Below are 23,628 nucleotides of genomic sequence, written 5' to 3'. Positions count from 1 at the left end.
CGTGACATCGAAGATAGCATGTTTACGGCTCTGTTGACGGGCAGAAATACTTACGGGCAGAGGCAGTGTATTTTTGGACTCATAGCATGTAATTCAATGTGGGTTATTATTTTAAAAACTCCTCATATATGATCACCTCTCAATAACGTTTCATAATATCGCTACACTCTGGCTTGACCTGGTTTACCGTCTGGAAACGGAGCTGCGGACGCAACGAACTCTTCACATTGAACAATAATTCCCTGAAGTAGCGAAGTTGATGGTGATGCTTCACTGTTTCATGGCGTGACAACTGCAGTATAGCAAAAGTCGTACTGCCGATTTTTTAGTCGATCAGCAAGTCATACTCGCCCCGCTCGGCGGTCAGCAGAAGGCCGATGGGTTGGCCTGCACTGCCCACGGTGTGGGGCGGATATTTCTTATTTCCCTTAATGCGACAGAGCCAGGAAAAATATCATCAGTAAGCTTTATATGCAGAGGAGTTAACGTAAAAACTGAATCTTGGTAATCGATGAAATGATTGGGTTACACAATATCACGGCGGGATTATTCTTAATAATGCATGGAGGTAATTTTTAGTTTTATTGTTGATTGAGGGAATTGTCTGTTAAAAACATAAGAATCACTCATATTGAATGCTTGACCTGAAAAATTAATTTAAGTAACCTTGAAAAAGTAATCAATAATAACTTTAATTTAACATTTCGCACGGTATTCAATTGCTTATGTCGATTTGACAAGATTAATCATCTTGAGGCTGGCGTATTATGGTTGCGAGGTTCACCACGCTGATTCGTCTTAACGGTATGGGATTGTTGATATTTCCAACAACATGCTTGCCATAATGTATTGATCTTGGGCTAGGTTATTTTAGTTATTATAGATCTGCGTGATGATTTAATCGGCTAGGGGCTTGGCGGCTCGAGATTAATAGCAATATCCAAACAGTCAGGACAGAACATTCCCATGTTAACAGGACGAACAAAACGCGGTTTGATCGGCGGTGCCGTTTTGCTGGTGCTCGCCGTGCTGGTTTATCGTTATTCAAGCCATTTGCCACCTGATGATTATAAAACGGTTAAGGTAGTGCAGCGCGATTTTCAATATAACGTCCTGGCCACCGGGCAACTGGATGCCGTGCGCAAGGTCGACGTGGGGGCGCAGGTCAGTGGACAACTTGTCAGCCTTAAGGTCGAGATTGGCGATAAAGTGCAGAAGGGGCAATTGCTCGGCGTTATCGATCCGCAACAGGCGCAAAACAGTATTCGTGAGGGGGAAGCCACAATTCTGCAATTGCAGGCCCAGTTGCAACAGGCGCAGGCAGAACGACAGTTGGCAGAGGTCACCTTGCGGCGTAACCGTGAACTGGCCAGCAAACAGGTGGTGTCGCGTCAGGATTTGGATCAATTGACGACCGATCTGGCGGTGAAAATGGCGCAGGTGGACAACACCAAGGCGCAGATCGCTAAAAATCAGGCCAGCCTGGACACCGCCAAGAACAATCTGGCTTATACCCGCATTGAAGCCCCTATGGACGGTGACGTGGTGCAGATCACCACCTTGCAAGGGCAGACGGTGATCGCGGCGCAACAGGCACCGAACATTCTGACGCTGGCCGATCTAAGTACCATGTTGGTAAAAGCCCAGGTGTCTGAGGCGGACGTAATCCACCTCAAGCCGGGGCTGAAAGCCTGGTTTACCGTGCTGGGTGATCCGAGCAAACGCTTTGAGGGGGTGTTGAAAGATATTCAACCCACGCCAGAGAAGGTCAACAACGCCATTTTTTATTACGCGCGCTTTGAAGTACCCAACCCGCAAGGCCTGCTACGCCTGCAAATGACCGCGCAGGTGCAGATCCAACTTTCTGGTGTCAACGATGCGCTGGTGATCCCGCTGGTGGCATTAGGGGAGCAAGTCGCCGACAACCGCTACCACGTCTCGGTATTGCATCAGGGTAAAGCAGAGCAGCGGGAAGTGACCATTGGCATTCGTAACAACCTGGATGTGCAGATTGTCAGTGGGCTAAAGGCGGGTGAAGAGGTGATTGTCAGCCACGACGGTGCGGAGGCCAACGGATGACGGCACTGTTGGAATTGATTGGTATTCGGCGTAGTTATCAATCTGGCGATCAAACCCTGGAAGTACTGAAAAGCGTCAGCCTGCGGATCGATGCTGGTGAAATGGTTGCGATCATGGGAGCTTCGGGCTCCGGCAAATCAACGTTGATGAATATCCTCGGCTGCCTGGACAAACCCAGTGCCGGGACTTACCGCGTGGCTGGGCAGGACGTGGCCGCGCTTGATGGTGATGCGCTGGCCGAGCTGCGCCGCGAGCATTTCGGATTTATCTTCCAGCGTTATCATTTGTTGCCCCATCTGAGTGCGGTGCATAACGTCGAGGTGCCTGCCATTTACGCCGGCGTGGGTAATATGGCACGCCGCGAAAGAGCAGTAGCTTTGTTAAAGCGCCTGGGGTTGGGGGAACGCATTGCCTACCGGCCAGGCCAGCTTTCCGGTGGGCAACAGCAGCGTGTCAGCATTGCGCGGGCACTGATGAACGGTGGTCAGGTGATCCTGGCGGATGAGCCAACCGGCGCGCTCGACAGCCATTCCGGTGAAGAGGTGATGTCGATCCTCAAGCAACTGTGTCAACAGGGGCATACCGTGATCCTCGTCACGCACGATCCTGCGGTTGCACGACAGGCGGAACGGGTTATCGAAATCCGTGATGGGGAAATCATGAGCGACTCGCGTCCTTTGTCAAAGGTGGGGTCGCCATCGAAACCATTGTCGCTGACGTCACTCTCCCCTTCCTGGCAGCAGATGACAGACCGTTTTCGTGAGGCGCTGATGATGGCCTGGTGGGCGATGGCGGCCAACAAGATGCGCACCCTGCTGACCATGCTGGGGATCATCATTGGTATCGCCTCAGTCATCTCGATCCTGGTCATTGGCGATGCGGCCAAACAGAGCGTGTTGGCCGAGATCAAATCTATTGGCACTAATACCGTGGATATCTATCCCGGCAAGGATTTTGGTGATGATGACCCGACCTATCGCCAGGCGTTGAAATATGACGACCTCAGTGCGCTGCGTGAACAGCCTTATGTCAGCGTCCTTTCGCCGACTATCCGCAGCAGTATGCGTTTACGCTTTGGCAATATTGATGTGGCGGCAAATGTTTCCGGTGTCAGTGAGCAGTATTTCCGGGTTTACGGTATGGCCTTTTCTCAGGGGGCGGGGATCGATGTCGGGCAAGTACAGTCCGGTGCGCAGGTGGTGGTGATCGATACCAATACGCAACGTCGGCTGTTCCCTCTGCGGAAAAATGCCATAGGCGAGGTGATCCTGGTGGGCAATATGCCCGCGACCGTGGTAGGCGTGGCGGAGGAAAAGCAGTCAATGTTTGGCAGCAGCAAGATGCTCAATGTATGGGTACCTTATACCACGATGGCCAACCGGTTGACGGGAAATGACTACTTCGACTCGATCACCGTGCGCATCCGTGATGGTTATAACAATCAGGAGGCAGAGCAGCAATTGACACGTTTGCTGACGTTACGCCATGGCAAGAAAGATTTCTTTACCTACAACATGGATAACCTGGTGCAAACGGCGGAGAAAACCACCCGCACAATGCAACTGTTTTTAGCTCTGGTCGCGGTGATCTCACTGATCGTCGGGGGAATTGGGGTGATGAATATCATGCTGGTCTCGGTCACCGAAAGGACGCGTGAGATTGGTATACGAATGGCAGTAGGCGCCCGGTCAGGCGATGTGCTGCAACAGTTCCTGATCGAAGCGGTGCTGGTTTGCCTGGTGGGCGGCGCTTTGGGGATCGCTTTGTCACTCGTCATTGGTCAATTGGTGCAGTGGTTGATGCCAGGCTGGCAGATCAGTTTCCCGCCCACCGCTTTGTGGAGTGCTTTCCTGTGTTCCACCGCTATTGGCATCGTGTTTGGTTATCTACCTGCTCGCAGTGCTGCACGGCTGGATCCGATTGACGCATTAGCGCGCGAATAGTAAGCCAAACTCTACATTTACCATTATTAGTGAACTTGCCTGGCCATTATTTAGCTGGGCGAGATGGGGTTAACCCGATAAATGCTGAATGGCACCATGCCATGCAGATGTCATCTATTACTGTAACACGGCAATCTTCCATTAGGCCGTGTATTTTCAATTTTACAGTTTGTTTGCAGTATCTCTCAAGGAGTAATGACCATGATGAAAGGAAATATGGAATTGATCACGCTTACCCCCTATCAGACGATTTTTTATCATGAATGGTTACAGGATCCAGGTCGCAGTGATTACAATATTGTGACTGACATTACCCTTGAGGGTGAAATAGACAAGCAAAAGTACGGCGAGAGTTTTGAACAAATGCTCAATGAGCACTTTATTACTCGCCATAATATTGATGAGGGTTCTGATGGGCCATTTTGGGTGCCAAGAGAACCCGTTTGCAATTTAATTACCTATCATGATTCCCCCCTGACGGATGAAGAAATTTTCGATCTGGTATCAGCCCCTTTTGATTTGCGCAATGGGCCTCTGGTTCGGCTGCATCTGATCACCCTTGGTGCTGAGCGATACCGTTCTCTGATTATCTTCCACCATATTGTTATCGATGGTATCAGTACCGATGCAATCTGGGATAAATGGCGTAAACGTTATAACGGCATTGACTATCAGGTGCCGTCATTGCAGGTTCAGGGCGCTATGCACCAGCGGCTTTGCCAAAATTTTACCATGCTGCTGGAGGAAAGAGGCGAGCAGATGCGGGAGTTTTGGCGCACGCGGCTGAGCGATCTTGACGGCGTTGATTTACGTTTTTTAAAAACGAGTCGGCAGCTTGCTACCACGGCAACACGGCCTCAAGTCGATGAATTACTGTTTGGGTTTGATGAACAATGTAGCCTGCGTGTCCATAAGTTACTGCGTAAGTACAAGTTGACCACTTACCTGTTTGGGCAGATGGTGATGGCCCTGCTGCTACATAAAATGTCGGGGCAAAAAGCCGTGGCGCTCGCTTATCCGGTGGCGATATCGGAGGGTAAGGAACTGTTGTATGGCGCACATGTCAATACCTTGGCAATCGATTATCGATTCACGGATGAGTCGACAATGCGCAGCGTTATTGACGGCATTCATCATTTTTACAAATCCTTAAAACAGACCAAGGCAAAGTATTTACCCGTCCATGAGATCCTGGCCTGTGGTGCAGGTAGCGGCATACTCGATGTGGCTTTTGCACAAACTTTTCTACGCGACCATCGTACGCATTTTAGCGGTATAGTAGATGAGTCGATCAACCACCAGTTTCATATTGATCTGGTCAGTACATTGCTTTTTGAGCAGGAAGTGTCAGCGAGTGGTATCAATTATCGCGTCAGGTTTGATCGTAACGTGCTGGATGCACCGTTGGTTGAAAACCTGATCGAACTCTATCGTAATCTATTTATTAACACGCTGGATATACTGACCGCTGGCGAAGTCGATACGCCAATAAATAACATCAATCTGGTCTCTCATTGGCCGTCAGTGCAATATTCTCGCCATACCTCAGTGGCAGCTCCCGCACCACAACATTCGATTGTCGAACAATTTGAGCAGATTGCTGCGACTTTCCCAGCACGTAACGCCATCATCTGCGGGGATGAGATATTATCCTATCAGCAACTTAATGAGCAGGCCAACCGCCTGGCGGACTACCTTCGGCATGAGCTGCGGATTAAAACCGGCGATTTGGTCGCCCTGTGTTTGGAAAAATCGGCGGCGATGCCAGTATCTATACTGGCTATCCTTAAGGCCGGAGCTGCCTATGTCCCCCTTAATCCTGGTGAAGCAGAACGCCGGCTGGGCTTTATTTTGCAGGACACTGGCGCTAAAGCCATATTGTGTGACAGTGTAAGCCTGACCTATCTCAATCAGATTACCGACCTACCGTCGCTACCGGTTGTGGCCGTTGACGATCCCGAATTCCAACGCGAACTGGCTGCCCGGCAGCGAGCCGAAGATCTGGGTGTTGCCATCCCGTTGAACCAGTTGGCCTATGTCATTTATACCAGTGGCACCACAGGCAAGCCTAAAGGCGTCATGATTGAACATGCGGGGCTGATCAACCTTGCGCTTGCTCAGGGGGAAGCTTTTGGCCTGGCGCCCAATGACGTGTCGGTGAAGCAATGCCTTTGGTATGCGGCCTATGTTTTTGATGCGCACGTCTCAGAGTTATTTACGGCCATTGCCAATGGGCATGCGTTGCATATTCTGCAGGAAGACAAGCGCAAGGATTTTGACGCGTTGGCTGACTATATTGCCAAGCATCACATTGATATTGCGACCATCCCACCGGCTTTATTGGACAAAAGCTGTCTGTTGCCTCTGGCTACGCTGGTGGTGGCTGGAGAGCCTTGTAATCGCGAGATTATGGAGCGTTATCGTTTACAGGGAACCACGGTCATTAATGCTTATGGCCCGACGGAAAGCAGCGTCTGCGCGACGTTGCACTATTACCAAAGTGGCGACAGCAATCTCAATATCGGCCTGCCGTTGCCCAACCTCGATGTGCATATTGTCGACCAGCACCTGGCGCCAGTCCCCGTCGGCGTGATCGGCGAGCTCTACATTAGCGGTGTTGGCTTGGCCCGTGGCTACCTGAATGATGCGCAGCAGACTGAGCAGGTCTTTATCGCCAATCCATTCCAGAGCGACGAGCAAAAGCAGCGCCATGAGGCTGCAAGGCTGTATAAAACGGGTGACCTGGTCCGCCGTCTGGCTGACGGTAGTATCGAGTATATCGGCAGGCGAGATGCTCAGCTCAAGATCCGTGGCTTCAGAATTGAATCAAGCGAAATTGAAATGCAGCTTGCCCAGATCCCGGAAATTACTCAAGCCGCGGTCATTGCGCATCGACTGCAGACAGGCGTGCTGTCATTAGTCGCTTACTATGTCGCGGATGCGGCATTGGACAAACAACGGATCACCGAACACCTGAGTGGCTGTTTACCCGAGTATATGATCCCGGCGCTTTATATTCATCTAACGGCATTCCCTCTGACGGTTAACGGTAAATTAAACCGTGCCGCGTTGCCGCAGCCGGACTGGAGTGGCCAAGATGATTATGTTGCGCCAGAAGGCCCGCTGGAAATTGAGCTGTGCCAAATCTATGGTGAAATTCTAGGGCAGGCGTCAGGTCATGTCGGTGCCAATGATGATTTCTTCAAGTTGGGTGGCGACAGTATCAGTGCCATTCAGATGGTCAGAGTGGTTCGTCAGAGATTAAAGGGCACGATACGGGTAAAAGATATCTTTGATTGTAAAACCGTCCGCTTGCTGGCCCGGAGTATCGTTTTTGACGGTGATGCGGAGCAAATCAAACACTTGTCCGAACCGGGGCTATTGCAAGGCCCGGTGCAATTGCTGCCAATCCAGAAATGGTTTTTCGATCGTGTAGATGACGGCACTTTTGCCCATTATCAGCACTGGAACCAATCCTTTGTATTGGATGTTCCCCGGTTGGATACGGCAATACTCAACAAGAGTCTGGCGTTGTTATTTGCCTATCATGATGCACTCCGGCTCACCTTTACGCGTGACAGCAAAGGCGGTTACCGTCAGCAATACCAAGCAGAAACCGGTGACATACCGTTATCGGTGATTGATAACGCCATCAGTGCCGAACAGGAACTCGAGCTGTTTAATCAGTGGCAGCGCGATTTTGATATCTTTGGCGGGAAACTGTGCCATGTGGGCTACATAATCGGCGCAAATGCGGCACGAGCAAAGTTACACTTTGCTTTTCATCACCTGATTATTGATGCGGTCAGTTGGCATATTATCAAACAGGATCTGGAAAGCATTTACCGAGCGCTGGCAGAGAGTGCGGCGGAGATTGACGATCCGGTTAAAATTTTGGGTGATAAACCCACCAGTTATCGCCAGTGGGTGGCTCAGGTGCTGGACTTCTCCAACCATCAGGGAGCCGAGGCCGAATCGGTGTATTGGCATCAGGCTATTGCTGGCCTTGAGGAATATCGCCAACGGTTAACACCACTTTTCACTGCTCCGTCACTGAGTCAGCGCGAGTTATCGTTAAGCAAACCGTTAACGCAGAGCCTATTGGGCAAGATACACCCAGTACTCAATACGCAGGTTAACGATATTCTGTTGGCAAGTTTCGTTGAGGTACTCGGTGCGTTTACCGGCCTGAATACGCAGTACCTGACTTTGGAAGGGCATGGCAGAGAGCCGCTTGATGCCCGCGTCGATGTCAACCGTACGGTAGGTTGGTTGACCAATATGTACCCTGTCCGTTTGAGCTGCGATGGCGATTGGCTTAAACGGATCGTCAGCGTAAAAGAGAACCTGGCCGGGATCCCTCGCCGGGGCGTTGGGTTTGCACCGCTGATCGGGTATGGGGCGGACCATCTTCCACCGATCGCCTTTAACTATTTAGGGCGCTTTGATGAGTCGCAGCAGGAGGGCTGGTGCTTCAGCCCACAGGACAGTGGTAAAACCGTTGCGCATGAAAATGGTGAAGCGCAACTGCTGAGTGTCAACGCGGGAGTTATTGGCGGGGAGCTGAGGGTCCGCCTTTCCGGTTATCTGCCAGACGAAACATTGCAACAGTTGGCCAACCATTATCTTGTTGCGATTGAAGGCGTTATTGCGCGCCTGCTGGCGGAAAATCGCACTTACCTGACGGCGCAGGATATTGAAGGTGTGATATCTCAACAGACGCTCGATGGTTTGCAGCGTGATAGCGAACTGGAGTCGGTTTATCTGGCCAACAGTTTACAGGAAGGCTTTATTTATCATGCCGTCTCGCAGGGGGACATCGACGATGCCTACCATAGCCAGATGTTCTGGGATTATGACAATGCGCTGGATATTGGCTGTCTGAAACAGGCGTGGTTGCAAGCTCAGCAGCAGTATCCAACGCTGCGCTCGCGTTTTGACTGGCATGAAGAACTGGTGCAGATTGTTGATACCCATGCCCCGATGAACTGGCATTTCTTCGATCTCAGCGAGCAGAGTTCGGATCAACAGAGCGCATTTTTCACCGACTTATGTACCCAAGATCGCGCACAGCCTTACGATTTGTCGATCGGTGGGTTGTTCCGTGTCTATGTGGTCAAAAATGCGGATGAACGTTATCGCTGCATTTTCAGCTGTCATCACGCCATCCTGGATGGCTGGAGTAACCCGCTACTGATTGAAGCCGTACATAAACGCTACCTGGCCTTGTTGCGTAATGAGCCGTGGGATCAAGCATCCGACACCGGTTTTCATCAAGTTCAGCGCTATATGCAGGCTCACCGCACCGACCATTTACAGTACTGGCGGGATTATCTGACACAGCTGGATGAACCTGAAGATTTGAATATCTTGCTGTGCGGGCAAGCGAAGCAGGTTCATTTAAATGAATACAAGCATATAAAACTAGCGAAAGAAAAATCGCTGATTTTTGCGGGGCAGAGTTATCACCAACTGAAATCTTTCAGCGCGGAGAACGGGGTTACCGTGAACGCGGTATTGCAATATTGCTGGCATAAAGTGCTTAGTATCTATTCTGGCAATCCTGCGAGCATCGTTGGCACCGTGGTTTCGGGCCGAAACCTGCCTGTCGAGGGGGTAGAACAAACCGTAGGATTACTGATCAATACGCTACCGCTGATCGTCGACCATCAGCAAAAAGTGGCGGTGCTCACGGCCATTCAGCAGTTGCAAAACGACATCCACGAAGCGAATAGCCGTAGCCATGTCAACCTGGCGCAGTTGCAACCCTCAGGTAACCGCCTGTTCAACTCGTTGTTTGTATTTGAAAACTACCCAATGCCCAGCGGGGATTTTGAGGGGGGATTGCGGCTGCATTTCGGCAGCGCCAAAGAGAAGCAAGATTATCCTTTGGTGATCACGGTGCTTGAACAGCAGCATCTGGCATTGAGCCTGCACTATGCCGGCGAGCTGTTTGACGACGCGACGATCGCACAACTGCTGAATACGATGCGGACACTGGTTGAAAATATTATTCATGGTGCGCAGCAGCAACAAGATAAGTTGAGTTATCTGGAAGCGCAGCAGCATCAAATGATCATCCACCAGTGGAATGATACCCGCAGACCTTATGCCTGCGATAAAACCCTAGCTACGCTGTTTGAGGAACGTGTCGCACTCTCACCCGATCATATCGCCGTAGAGTTTAACAACCTGGCGTTATCGTATTCGCAGTTAAATCAGCAAGCGAACCAGCTAGCGCGTTATCTGCAGAAAACCTGCCATATTCGCGCCAACGATCTGGTAGCTATTTATCTGGATCGCAGTGAGCAACTGGTCGTTGCCATACTGGCGATACTGAAAGCTGGCGGGGCCTATGTGCCGATCGACCCGGATTCACCCGATGAGCGTAATGGCTTTATTATCGCGGACGCCAACGTAAAAGCGGTGCTTTGCCATCAGCACGCGGTGAAAACATTAAGCCGCATGGCACCAGACATGCTGCTTATACCGCTGGATACACCAGAAACCGCGGGGCATTTGGCGCGTTACTCAACCGATAATCCGTGCAACCACACCTGCGCCAGCGATTTGGCCTATGTGATTTATACCAGTGGCACCACCGGGCGCCCGAAAGGAACGCTAATCGAGCAAAGGTGCGTCAATCGATTGGTGATCAACCCCAATTATGTGGAGCTTGGCGAGCGCGATCGCATTCTGGGTATTTCTGGTTATCAGTTTGATGCCTCAATTTATGACATCTTCGGTGCGCTGTTAAACGGTGCCGTGTTAGTGCTGGCCGATAAGCACAACATTCTGGATTTAAACCGTTTTAGCCAGCTTATTGTCGATCGCCAGATCACCAACTTCTTCGTGACCACCGCATTCTTTAATACGCTGGTCGATGCGGCACTGCCTGCCTTGCAATCATTGAGCTATGTGTTGTTTGGCGGCGAGCAGGTGTCCGTGAGCCATGTTAATCGTTTCAGGGCGCTGTACCCTCAGGTGAAGCTGGTTCATGTTTATGGGCCGACGGAAACCACGACCTTTGCTACCAGCTATTTGACCAATGCGGCGTCGGAAGAATTTGATCATACCGTCCCGATAGGCCGACCTATCACTAACACCCAACTGTACCTGCTCGACAATCACCTGCGCCCGGTTCCGCAGGGAGCCGTTGGTGAACTTTATATTGGTGGCGCTGGTGTTGGGCGTGGCTACCTGAACAATCCACAGGCTACCGCCGACGCTTTTATTGCCAATCCTTTGTGTGACGATGCTGACAATGCCCGCCTCTACAAAACCGGTGACCGAGGGCGCTATTTACCGGACGGCAACATCGAATATCTGGGTCGTACTGACTTCCAGGTTAAAATCCGTGGGTTCCGCATCGAGCCTGGGGAAATCGAGGCCCGCCTGGTCGAGCATCCTGCCATCCATCAGGCGCTGGTCATAGCCAGACGCAATCAGGACGGGCACGCCCACCTGACGGCATACTATGTCGCGCAGGCCCCTCTGGACCAGGAGACGTTGCACGACCATCTGCAACAGGCGTTGCCCGACTACATGATCCCGTCGGCTCTGGTTCACCTGACTTCTCTGCCGATGACCGTCAACGGCAAGGTGGATCGTGCCGCGCTGCCGGTGCCCACCTTTGAGGCGCAGGCCGACCGGGTGGCACCAGAGACCGCGACCGAGCACCAACTGGCCGAGGTTTTTGCGGAGCTGCTCGGCATTCCACAAGACAGCCTCAGTGTCCTTGACGATTTCTATCGCCTGGGGGGCAACAGCATCCTGGCGATCAAGCTGGTGGGGCGCTTAACCCGGACGTTGCAAAAAAACGTGCACGTTTCCGATCTGTTCCGCCTGAAATCCATCCGGGCACTGGCGGCCTTTATCGAAGGCGTTGCGCAGGGCAGCCAGCTCATCCAGGCACCGCAAATCGCCCGGCCTCAGGAGCAGCGGCTGTCGTTTGCCCAGGAGCGGCTGTGGTTTATCGATACTTATGAGGGGGGGAGCAACGCCTACAATATCCCGCTGACGCTCAAGCTGCAGGCTGGTACCGATCCGCAGTACGTGGCACAAGCCCTGATGAAGGTGGTTGCCCGCCATGAAGCGCTGCGCACGCTGATCTGGTGCGATGACGAAGGGCAGGGTTATCAACATATCCTGTCGGCAGAGTCATGCTCGCTGACGATGTCGAGCACCCAGTGCGACAGCCTGCCAATGCTGCATGCACGGTTGCACGACCATCAGCACCGGGTATTTGATCTGGCGCGGGAATGCCCGATTGCGGCCCACGGTTATACGCTGGCGGGGACCCACTACGTCAGCATTGTCATTCACCACATCGCGTTTGACGGCTGGTCAGTGGATCTGTTGCTCAAAGAGTTATTGCACTACTACCGCGTATGCGCGGGGGAGATCAACGACGAACTGCCGCTGCCGCCAATACAGTACCGGGAATTTGCGCTGTGGCAACGCCACTACCTGCAAGGTGCCACGCTGGAACGGCAACTGGCCTACTGGCACAGCCAACTGGCCGACTATGAGCCGCTCAACCTGCCGACAGACCATGCCCGTCCGTTGCAGATGGACTATCGCGGTGACGATATCACCTTCCAGCTGGATAAGCAGACCAGCGACGAACTGCGGGCACTGGCCGCGTCGTTGAACGTCAGCCTGTATACGGTGCTGCTGAGCGGTTATTACCTGCTGCTGGGGGTGTACAGCAACCAGCAGGATATCGTGCTGGGAACGCCGATAGCGGGCAGGCATTACCCCGGGGTTGAGGAGACCATGGGGCTGTTCGTCAATACGCTGGTGCTGAGACGGCAGATAGACGCCAGCCAGCCGGTTAGCGCGTTTATCGATGAAACGGGACAGCGGGTGAGTGAAGCGCATACCCATCAGGATCTGCCGTTTGAAAAACTGGTGGAGGCGCTGAAGACGGAAAAAGACAGCTCCAGGCACCCGATATTCCAGGTGATGTTCAGCCTCCAGTCGTTTGGTGCAGCAGGGCGCACGGCAGGGGAAGGCCGTTTTGAGCAGTATGACGCGCAAGATGGAGCCTATAAGGCCGCGAAGTTCGACCTGACCGTGATGATGGACGACAGTGAAGAGGCGATCGGCGGTGTGTTCAACTATGCGACTTCGCTGTTCAGCGCGCAGACGGTACAGAACTATATTGCTACCTACCGGCATATCCTGAGCCAACTGAGTGCCTTGTGCGATAGGGGTGGTTCCCTGTCGGCGGTCCAGTATCTGGATCCGGTGCAATACGAGCACCTCATTGACCGGGGTAACCGCACGGAATGTGACTATCTGCGGGATATGACGATCCACGGCATGTTTGAGGCGCAGGCCGCGCGAACCCCGGAGCATATCGCTCTGGTGTTTGATGGCGTGAGTCTGACCTACCGGCAACTGAATGAGCAGGCCAACCGGTTGGCGGCTTACCTGAGAACGCATTTTGTATTGCAGCCGGACGATCTGATTGGGCTTTGCCTGGAAAGATCGGAGCGCATGATCGTCAGTATCCTGGCGGTGTTGAAAGCCGGGGCGGCTTATGTGCCGTTCAGCCCTGATATGCCAGCAGAGAGAATGCGTTGGACCATCGACAATATTCAATCCAGCGTCATTCTGACGGAGTTGAACAGCCAGGAAACGTTGGCCGAGCTGATTGATACCGAGAAGACAACACTGCTGTGTGTTGACGATCCTGAGTTGATGGCAAAGGTCGCCGGTCAGCCGGTTGCCAATCAGGTATCCAGCACCGGGGCTGGAAATCTGATTTATGTCATCTTTACCAGCGGAACCACGGGAACGCCTAAAGGGGTGATGATTGAGCACCGCTCCGTCGCCAACCTGATTGAGGCACAGCGAAGTGTGTTTGGCACCGAAATCTGCCAGGCTGGGGAGCAGGCGAAGAATTACCTGTTCTACTCGAACTATACTTTTGATGCCCACGTTCTGGATGTTTTCAGTCCGTTGCTTAGCGGCCATTGCCTGCATATGTTGTCTGACGACGCGCGTCTGAACTTCGACACGCTTGCGGCCTACATACAACAACAGGCGATTGATATCGGGTTTGTCCCCCCTGCGCTGTTGAATAACAATGAAACACTGAGGCTTTCCACTCTCATTCTGGGCGGTGAGGTAGCCAATAGCAGTACGATGGAGCGCTATACTGAACAGGGCGTGAAGGTCGTTAACTGTTATGGCCCAACGGAAACCACGGTGTTTGTCACCAGCAATGTTTTCCAACCCGGTGATAGCAACACCCTCATTGGCCAACCAATAGACAATGCTGGCGCCTATATTCTGGATCGTGACCTGCGGCCAGTACCCGTGGGAGCCGTTGGTGAGCTTTATATCAGTGGCGACTGCGTAGGTCGTGGCTATTTAAACAATCCTGATGCGACGCAGCAGGCATTTATTGTCAACCCATTCCAACGTCATGAGGATCAAGCGCGTGGGCGCCATGATCGTCTGTATAAAACCGGCGATGTGGTGCGTTATCTGAACGATGGCAATATTGACTATATGGGGCGTGCGGATTCCCAGGTGAAGATCCGTGGCTTCAGAATCGAATTGGCTGAAATCGAAAACTGTCTGGCCCAATATCCGCGGGTTGAGCAGGTTGTTGTACTGGTGCAGCAGCATGACTCGGTGCACAAGTCGCTGGTTGCCTATTATGTTTCGCCAGAACAATTGCCTACTGATGCGCTGTCGGAACATCTCCAGCAACGTTTACCTGCCTATATGATCCCCGCTGCGTTGGTACATTTAACCGCGTTGCCAATGACTATCAACAATAAGTTGGATCGCAAAGCCTTACCGATGCCGATCTTCACCGATGAGGCGAATTATGTTGCCCCTGGCAACGAGAGCGAGATGCTGGTGTGTCGCGCCTTTGCGCAGGTATTGCAGCTTAAGGAGAGCGCGGTTGGCATTACCGATGATTTCTTCCGTTTAGGGGGGGACAGTATCAGTAGTATTCAGTTGGCGAATAAGCTCAAACAGCTATCTGGTTATCATCTCACGGTTAAAGATATCTTTGCCTGCCGCACGGCCAAGGCGTTAAGCGCCTATCTGCTGAAATGTCAGGGGGATAATGCCGCGGTTATCCAGTCGGAAAGTGGGGTATTGGCAGGGGAACTCCCCTTGTCGCCGATTCAGCGTTGGTTCTTCCAGGAGGTAGAGTCGGGAAGGCTGCCTGAGTCTGGCCATTGGAACCAGGCATTTATGGTTAAAGTGCCCGCGTTGGATGTCGGATTACTGCGTTTGAGCGTGGCTAAGCTGGTCGAATACCATGATGTTTTGCGGGTAGTTTACTCGCAAGATCCGCTTGCCGGCCATTACCGCCAGACGATAGCGACGTTGCCGTTTGACGCCATCAACCAAAATGATTTTACAGCCGTTCAGCTCGAAGCGCAGCTGACGGCCTGGCAGAACCGTTTTGACCTTGAACAAGGGCCGCTGTGCCATATTGGTTATATTGCCGGTTATGCCGACGATACTGCGCGTATCCACGTGGCAGTGCACCATCTCAACATTGATGCGGTCAGTTGGCGGATCATCAAGGATGATTTGCACCGGCTTTACCAGTTCTTTGCCGAGCAAGGTGACAATCTGGATGCGACGGTCGATGCGGAAACCATCCTGGGTCCGAAAGGCACGAGCTATCGTCAATGGGTCAATGCTCTGCAAGACTACCCTGCCGTGGCAGTCAAAAATCATCAGGATGAACAGGGATACTGGAATAGCCTGACGGCCGATTTGCCAGCCTGGCATCAGCGTTTGGAGGCTCATCGCGTGGGTAAACTCAATCGCACCACGCTATGCCTGTCGCCAGAGTACACCCACAGTTTGTTACGAGAAATTCACCCTGTTTATCATACGGAGGTGAACGATATTCTGCTGACCGTATTGGCGGATGCGTTATCGCAACTGGTTGGCGGTGACAGCCAGTATGTCCTGCTCGAAGGGCACGGTAGAGAAGCCGTCTTTGACCAAGTGGATGTCAATAATACCGTCGGCTGGTTCACCTGTATGTATCCGGTCAATCTGTGCGTTGAGCATCGTAATATTGTGCACAATTTGCCGCTGATTAAAGAGCGGCTGCGAGCTCCAGCCCACCATGGTTTAGGCTATGGCGTGCTGTTTGATTATCCTGCCCGGTCAATGCCCGCCGTGACGTTCAACTACCTTGGACAATTCGATGGCGAGCAACGGGATGGCGAGTGGTCATTCGTCAAAGACTCGGCGGGGGAGGCATTATCACCCAATAACCGCACCACTGACTTCTTGGCGCTGAATGGCGGCGTGTTAAATGGCCAATTGCAGTTCCTGGTTGAAGGGGAACTGAGTGCGGAGCAGCTGGAATGCTTTGCCACGACTTATCAGCAACGGCTAATACAGTTGATCGATGGGCTGAAGCAGTCACCGCGATCTTATCTCACCGAGTCTGATGTCAATGGCGTGGTCAGCGCTGGAACGCTAGCCGATATTCAGCAGCATGAGGAGGTGACGGCGATTTATCCGGCCAACAGCCTGCAACAAGGGTTTATTTATCACTACGTGCTGCAAGGCGATATTGATAACGCCTACCGTACGCAAATGGTATGGCACTATCACAATGCGTTAAATATCGAGCGGTTAAAACAGGCCTGGCAATGCAGCCAGGCGAAATACCCGGCGCTGCGGTTAAGATTCTCCTGGCAGGAAGAGTTTGTGCAGATCGTCGATAAACAAGGCTCGTTCGGTTGGCAATTTATCGATATCAGCGAGCGGGGTGAAAGTGCGCAAGCAAGCGCCATCGCCGAATTGATCGCGCAGGATCGGCAACTCAGCTTCGATTTGTCTGCCAAAGGGCTATTCCGGCTTTATCTGGTCAAATGTGCGGCAGAACACTATGTTTGCCTGTTCAATAACCACCATGCCATTCTGGATGGCTGGAGTTTGCCGGTCTTGCTCAATGATGTGCATCAGAATTACCTGCTGCTACAACAGGGCAAAACGCCGCAACAACAGCAAGATACCAGCTATCTGGATGCGCAGGCATTGCTACAGGTAGTTAGTCAGGAAACCGAATTGTTCTGGCAAAACTATCTGGGTGCAGTGGAAGTGCAGGAGAATCTCGGTGGTCTGCTCAGGCCAGAAATGAAACACATCAATTTAACCGAGCATAAACACGTACAAGATCCGCAGGCGGTATCGACCGCATTTGCTGGTGAGCTTTACACCGGGCTGAAGGCGCTATCCAGGCAGCATGGCGTCACGTTAAATGCGTTCATGCAATACTGCTGGCACCAGCAACTCAGTGTTTATAGCCATGCAGACCTGACGATTGTGGGGATGACGGTATCGGGGCGCACCCTGCCGGTTGATGATATAGAGCAATCCGTTGGTTTATATATCAATACGCTACCCGTTGTGCTGGCGCATGCGGATGAGGCGATTATCGACACGATAAAACGCCTGCAAGCACACATCAATGACATCAATAGCTACAGCAATATCAATCTGAGCAAACTGCAGGATGCCGGGGTTCGCCTGTTCAACTCGCTATTTGTCTTTGAAAACTACCCGTTGCAGGACAGCAGTGACGACAGCCCATTCAAGCTGGTTTTTGAGCACAGCGAAGAAAAGCTGGATTATCCATTAGGCGTCACGGTGTTTGAAAAGGATGAGCGGATTGAATTCAAGATTAACTATGCCGGGGAGCTATTCAGCCGCAGCGCCATTGAAGGCGTTCTGCAAGGCATACGCTTAACGCTACAGCAGTTGATCGCAAATCCTGCCATCCGTCCTCAGGCGCTATCGCTGTTGAGCAAAGCGGAGTATCAGCAACGGGTAACCAACCAGCCGCTGTCTCGGGTTGCCGTTGAGCGTAACAAACTGGTCGGTCAGATGTTTGAAGAGCAGGCCGCCAGAACGCCGGATCGTCTCGCATTGGTTTATCAGGACACCCGGTTGACCTATCGCGAGTTAAATCAGCGGGCGAATCAGTTGGCAGCTTTTTTGCGGGCGAATTTTGCTGTGCAACCTGATAGCGCCATTGCCCTCTATTTTGACAAGTCTGAATATATGGTCATTGCTATGCTGGCGGTGCTCAAGGCGGGAGCTGCCTACGTCCCAATCAGCCCTCAGGCACCCGCCGACCGTGTGTGTATGCTGGTTGACGATATTAAGCCGGTGCTGATCTTAACGCATCAATCTCAAGGCGAACGCTTGGCTACCTTACTGCCGAACCGCGGTTTGACCCTGCTGGAGATTGATAACCTCCAGCTTGCCAAGAAGTTGCTGGAGCATGACGACGGCAATATGCTGCCCGCAACGCAGCCTACCGATTTGGCTTACGTTATCTATACCAGTGGGACCACTGGTCGGCCAAAAGGGGTGATGATTGAACATCATTCGTTAGTCAATCTGGCGACAGCGCAATCCGATTTGTTAGCTATGAACACGGATGCTGAGCAGCTCAACACGCTGTGGTACTCGGAGTATGTGTTTGATGCTCATGCGCTGGATGTATTTTGCGCTTTATTGAATGGCCATTGCCTGCATATTCTGGCGGAACAGCTGCGTCTCGATTTTCTCGCTCTGTCAGGCTATATCAGGGATCATGCGATTGATTTTGCCTTTATTCCTCCGGCTTTACTGGCGCAAAATGAGCTACTGCCATTATCTACGCTGCTGGTGGGGGGCGAGAGTATTGATGCGACCCTGGTTGACCGCTACTGTGAAGCCGGTGTTCGCTTGATCAACGGTTACGGACCGAGCGAAACCACCGTGTGGGCTACGGCGCGGCTTTATCAACCCGGTGACGCCAATACCAATATCGGTCAGGCCATCAATAACGTTTGCGTCTACCTACTGGACGAATATCTGCGCCCGGTGCCGCAGGGAGCCATTGGTGAGATTTATATTGGTGGTGCTGGCGTCGGGCGTGGTTATCTGAACAACCCACAGGCTACCGCCGACGCATTCATTGCCAACCCTTTGCGCAGCGAGGCTGACCGTGCCCGTGGTGAAAATGCTCGCCTCTATAAAACTGGCGACCGGGGGCGCTATTTACCGGACGGCAACATCGAATACCTGGGCCGCAATGACTTCCAGATAAAAATCCGTGGGTTCCGCATCGAGCCCGGGGAGATCGAGGCCCGGCTGGTCGAGCATCCTGCGATCCATCAGGCACTGGTCATGGCCAGACGCAATCAGGCCGGGTACGCCCATCTGACGGCATACTACGTCGCGCAGGCCCCTCTGGAACTTGAGACGTTGCACGACCATCTGCAACAGGCTTTGCCCGACTACATGATCCCGTTGACCCTGATCCATCTGACCTCTCTGCCAATGACCGTCAACGGCAAGGTGGATCGTGCTGCGTTGCCGGTGCCTACCTTTGAGGCACAGGCCGATCGGGTGGCACCACAGACCGCGACCGAGCACCAACTGGCCGAGGTCTTTGCGGAGCTGCTCGGCATTCCACAAGACAGCCTCAGTGTCCTTGACGATTTCTATCGTCTGGGGGGCAACAGCATCCTGGCGATCAAGCTGACGGGGCGCTTAACCCGGACGCTGCAAAAAAACGTGCACGTCTCCGACCTGTTCCGCCTGAAATCCATCCGGGCACTGGCGGCCTTTATCGACGGCGAAGCGCAGGGTTGCCAAATCATCCAGGCACCGCCGATCGCCCGGCCTCAGGAGCAGCGGCTGTCGTTTGCCCAGGAGCGGCTGTGGTTTATCGATACCTATGAAGAAGGCAGCAACGCCTACAATATCCCGCTGACGCTCAAGCTACAGGCCGGTACCGATCCGCAGTACGTCGCGCAGGCGTTGATGAAGGTGGTTGCCCGCCATGAAGCGCTGCGCACGCTGATCTTGTGCGACGATGAAGGGCAGGGTTATCAGCAGATCGTGCCGGCGGAGGCATTCTCACTGACGATGGATCACACCCAGTGCGACAGCCAGCCAACGCTGCATGCACGGCTGCACGACCATCAGCACCGGGTGTTTGATCTGGCGCGGGAATGTCCGATTGCGGTCCACGGCTATACGCTGGCGGGGATCCACTACGTCAGCATTGTCATTCACCACATCGCGTTTGACGGCTGGTCAGTGGATCTGTTGCTCAAAGAGTTACTGCACTACTACCGCATATGTGCAGGCGAAGTGACCGGCGAACTGCCGCTGCCAGCGGTACAGTACCGGGAGTTTGCACTGTGGCAGCGCCACTACCTGCAAGGTGCCACGCTGGAGCGGCAACTGGCCTACTGGCACAGCCAACTGGCCGACTATGAGCCGCTCAACCTGCCGACAGACCATGTTCGTCCGTTGCAGATGGACTACCGTGGTGACGATATCACCTTCCAACTGGATGCGCAGACCAGTGCCGACCTGCGGGCGTTGGCCGCGTCGTTGAACGTCAGCCTGTACACGGTACTGCTGAGTGGCTATTACCTGCTGCTGGGGGTATACAGCAACCAGCAGGATATCGTGCTGGGGACGCCGATAGCGGGCAGGCATTATCCGGGGGTGGAAGAGACTATGGGGCTGTTCGTTAATACGCTGGTGCTGAGACGGCAGATAGATGCCAGTCAGCCGGTCAGCGCGTTTATCAACCAGACGGGGCAGCAGGTGAATGAGGCGCACACCCATCAGGATCTGCCATTTGAAAAACTGGTGGAGGCGCTGAAGACGGAAAAAGACAGCTCCAGGCACCCGATATTCCAGGTGATGTTCAGCCTCCAGTCGTTTGGTGCGGCAGGGCGCACGGCAGGGGAAGGCCGTTTTGAGCAGTATGACGCGCAAGACGGGGCCTATAAGGCCGCGAAGTTCGACCTGACCGTGATGATGGACGACAGTGAAGAAGCGATCGGCGGTGTGTTCAACTATGCGACTTCCCTGTTCAGCGCGCAGACGGTGCAGAACTATATTGCCACCTATCGGCATATCCTGAGCCAGTTGAACACTCTGTGCGATCGGGGTCGTTCCCTGTCAGCGGTCCAGTACCTGGATCCTGTGCAATACGAACACCTCATCTGCCAGAGTAATGACACGGAATGTGACTATCCGCGGGATATGACGATCCACGGAATGTTCGAGGCGCAGGCCGCGAGGACCCCGGAAAATATCGCCCTGATGTTTGAGGACGTCAGCCTGACTTACCGGCAACTGAATGAACGTGCCAACCGGTTGGCGGCTTATCTGAGAGAGCAGTTTGGGATCGCTACTGGCGATCTGGTGGCACTGTGTCAGGATCGTTCTGAGCATATGCTGGTGGCAATACTGGCCATCTTGAAGGCAGGAGCGGCCTACGTACCGCTGGATCCTTTAGCGCCCGATGACCGGGTGAGCTATATGCTGGAAAACGCCGGTATCAATACCATATTGATTGCCCAGCTTGGCGAAGAGAAAGCCAGCGCACTGGCGGCAAGCGGCAGACACATCGTTGATTTGACCGATCGGCAAACGTCAGATGACATTGCTCGCTACTCTGGCGAAAATCAGCCTTGGTCGGTCCGGTCTAGCGAACTGGCGTACATCATTTATACCAGCGGGACAACCGGCAATCCAAAAGGTGTGATGCTAGAACATCACAGCGTGATCAATCGTATTGTCTGGATGCACAAGCAATACCCGATCACCCCTCGCGACCGCATATTGCAGAAAACCAACTATACCTTTGACGTTTCAGTATGGGAGCTGTTCTGGGCCAACTGGTACGGTGCCTGTATCGTTTTTGCTTCGCAGGCAGCCTATAAAGATAATATTTATCTGGCCGAACTGATTGAACGGCAGCAGGTGACCACGCTCCATTTCGTCCCTTCCATGCTATCGGCATTCCTTGAAACCCTGGAAGGGCAGAGCGCGTTGCAGGCTAAGCTGGGCAGTCTTAACTATCTGTTCTGCAGCGGGGAGGCATTAAATGTCGCTGAAGTACGGAAATGCCAGCGATTAATACCACATTGCCAGATCCATAACTTATACGGGCCAACGGAAGCCACGGTCGATGTCCTGTTCTATGACTGTAATTCGCCATTGATCAACGATGTACTGATCGGTAAGCCGATCGATAACACATCGGCTTATGTGCTGAATGCGCAAATGCAACCCGTGCCGCCGGGGGCGGTCGGTGAGCTATTCATTGGCGGCGTCGGGGTGGCCAGAGGGTATTTGAATAATCAACCGTTGACGGATAAGGCCTTCATGGGCAATCCATTCCAGACGGAGGATGAAAAGCGCAGGGGGTACAATAGCCGAATCTATAAAACCGGCGATGTGGTGCGTTATCTGAGCGATGATAATATTCAATATCTTGGCCGTAATGATTTCCAGGTTAAGGTCAGGGGCTATCGTATCGAGCTGGGCGAAATTGAGACCTGCCTGGCGAGCTATCCGAATGTTAATCATGCGGTGGTGATTGCCTATCAGCGCGGAGCCACCGACAAATACCTGGTTGCTTACTATGTTAGCGCACAGGAAATTGCCAGCGAACAGTTGGCTGAGCACCTGCGAGAGGCGCTACCAGACTATATGGTGCCTGGCGTGTTTGTGCATTTAACGGCGTTGCCGGTGACTTCAAATGGTAAGTTGAACAGAAAGGCGTTGCCTGAACCTAAGGTGACGCATTCTGTAAGCTATATCGCCCCGGCAAACAAAATCGAAAAAACCTTGTGTGAGCTACTCGCCGATACGCTGCAAATCTCAGCCGAAGAAATCAGTATGGAGGACAACTTCTTTGCACTGGGTGGCAACAGCATCCTGGCAATGCGGCTGAACAACCGGATTAACCAGGTACTGAGAGTCAAGCTACGTTTGCTGGATATTATCAATGCACGTACGCTAAAAGCGTTGTCACAGGAAATTGCGCGGGCTCAAGGGAAATCCTTCGATGCGATCGTGCCATTTAATAGCATCAGCGAAAAGCCACAAATGTTTATGATCCATCCGGGGATGGGGAACTGCTCGGTCTACCAATCCTTGGCTAATCGGCTTAGCGATAGTTACTGTTGTTATGGGGTTGACTCGTATAACTTCTATCATGAGCAGAAGATTGAACGGCTTGATGAATTGGCACGTTATTATCTGGAGCAGATCGATCGCAGTCTCGATGTCAGCAAGCCGGTCAATCTATTAGGGTGGTCACTTGGCGGGAAGATCGCATTGGAGATCGCGGCCCATCTAGAGGCGCGGGGCATTACTTCGATCAATATCTATCTGCTTGATACCTGGCTGTTAAACGAGGATAGCTATCAGTTGAATGAAGCCTCATTCAATCTGGACGAGATGATGGATCGGTTGCATATTCCTCATTATTTAAGACATAACGTCGAGTCGGTCGTTTTATCCGATCGCGTATTGAATGCACAACCGCTTTCGGCGGTGTTAAATCATGCGCAGATAGTGCTATTTAAGGCAACCGAGGAGATCCAGGGCGAGGAATTCCAGCAATATCGCCATAACAACATTGAAACGGGTGTTAAAAATATCGCTCAATTACGGACGTTTGAAATTGCAGCCAGTCACTTTACCTTGCTGGAGAAGGAGGATGAGTTGATAAACCACATCGGCTAAATTCTTTCCTAATGCTGGGTAGGCGGTGTTTTGCCTGCCCAGC

3 protein-coding genes are annotated in these 23,628 nt (G+C 52.6%); all 3 read left to right on the top strand.

The features are described from left to right. The first annotated feature begins 966 nt into the window (after positions 1 to 966). The 3 genes from macA (at position 967) to ACRDCA_RS22055 (ending at position 23,585) form a co-directional block, all read left to right on the top strand. A complete protein-coding gene (gene macA / locus ACRDCA_RS22065; protein ID WP_438691434.1) occupies positions 967 to 2,079 on the top strand; it encodes a macrolide transporter subunit MacA in 1,113 nt (370 codons plus the stop codon). Then, complete coding sequence (macB, locus tag ACRDCA_RS22060; RefSeq protein WP_438691433.1) at positions 2,076 to 4,022, top strand: macrolide ABC transporter ATP-binding protein/permease MacB; 1,947 nt, start codon at positions 2,076 to 2,078, stop codon at positions 4,020 to 4,022. Before macA ends, macB begins: the two co-directional genes overlap by 4 nt. A gap of 201 nt (positions 4,023 to 4,223) precedes the next feature. Next, a complete protein-coding gene (locus ACRDCA_RS22055; protein WP_438691432.1) occupies positions 4,224 to 23,585 on the top strand; it encodes an amino acid adenylation domain-containing protein in 19,362 nt (6,453 codons plus the stop codon). Positions 23,586 to 23,628: the final 43 nt, after the last annotated feature.

It is taken from the genome of Serratia sp. (in: enterobacteria) (genome assembly GCF_051654945.1).
Lineage (GTDB): Bacteria > Pseudomonadota > Gammaproteobacteria > Enterobacterales > Enterobacteriaceae > Chania.
The sequence above is the reverse complement of the archived record's forward strand: the minus strand, read 5'-3'. Positions and strand labels throughout refer to the sequence as shown.

What these genes read in the sequence shown, in the direction of transcription:
- macA (WP_438691434.1), top strand. Translation starts at nt 967, where the DNA reads ATGTTAACAGGACGAACAAAACGCGGTTTGATCGGCGGTGCCGTTTTG.
- macB (WP_438691433.1), top strand. Translation starts at nt 2,076, where the DNA reads ATGACGGCACTGTTGGAATTGATTGGTATTCGGCGTAGTTATCAATCT.
- ACRDCA_RS22055 (WP_438691432.1), top strand. Translation starts at nt 4,224, where the DNA reads ATGATGAAAGGAAATATGGAATTGATCACGCTTACCCCCTATCAGACG.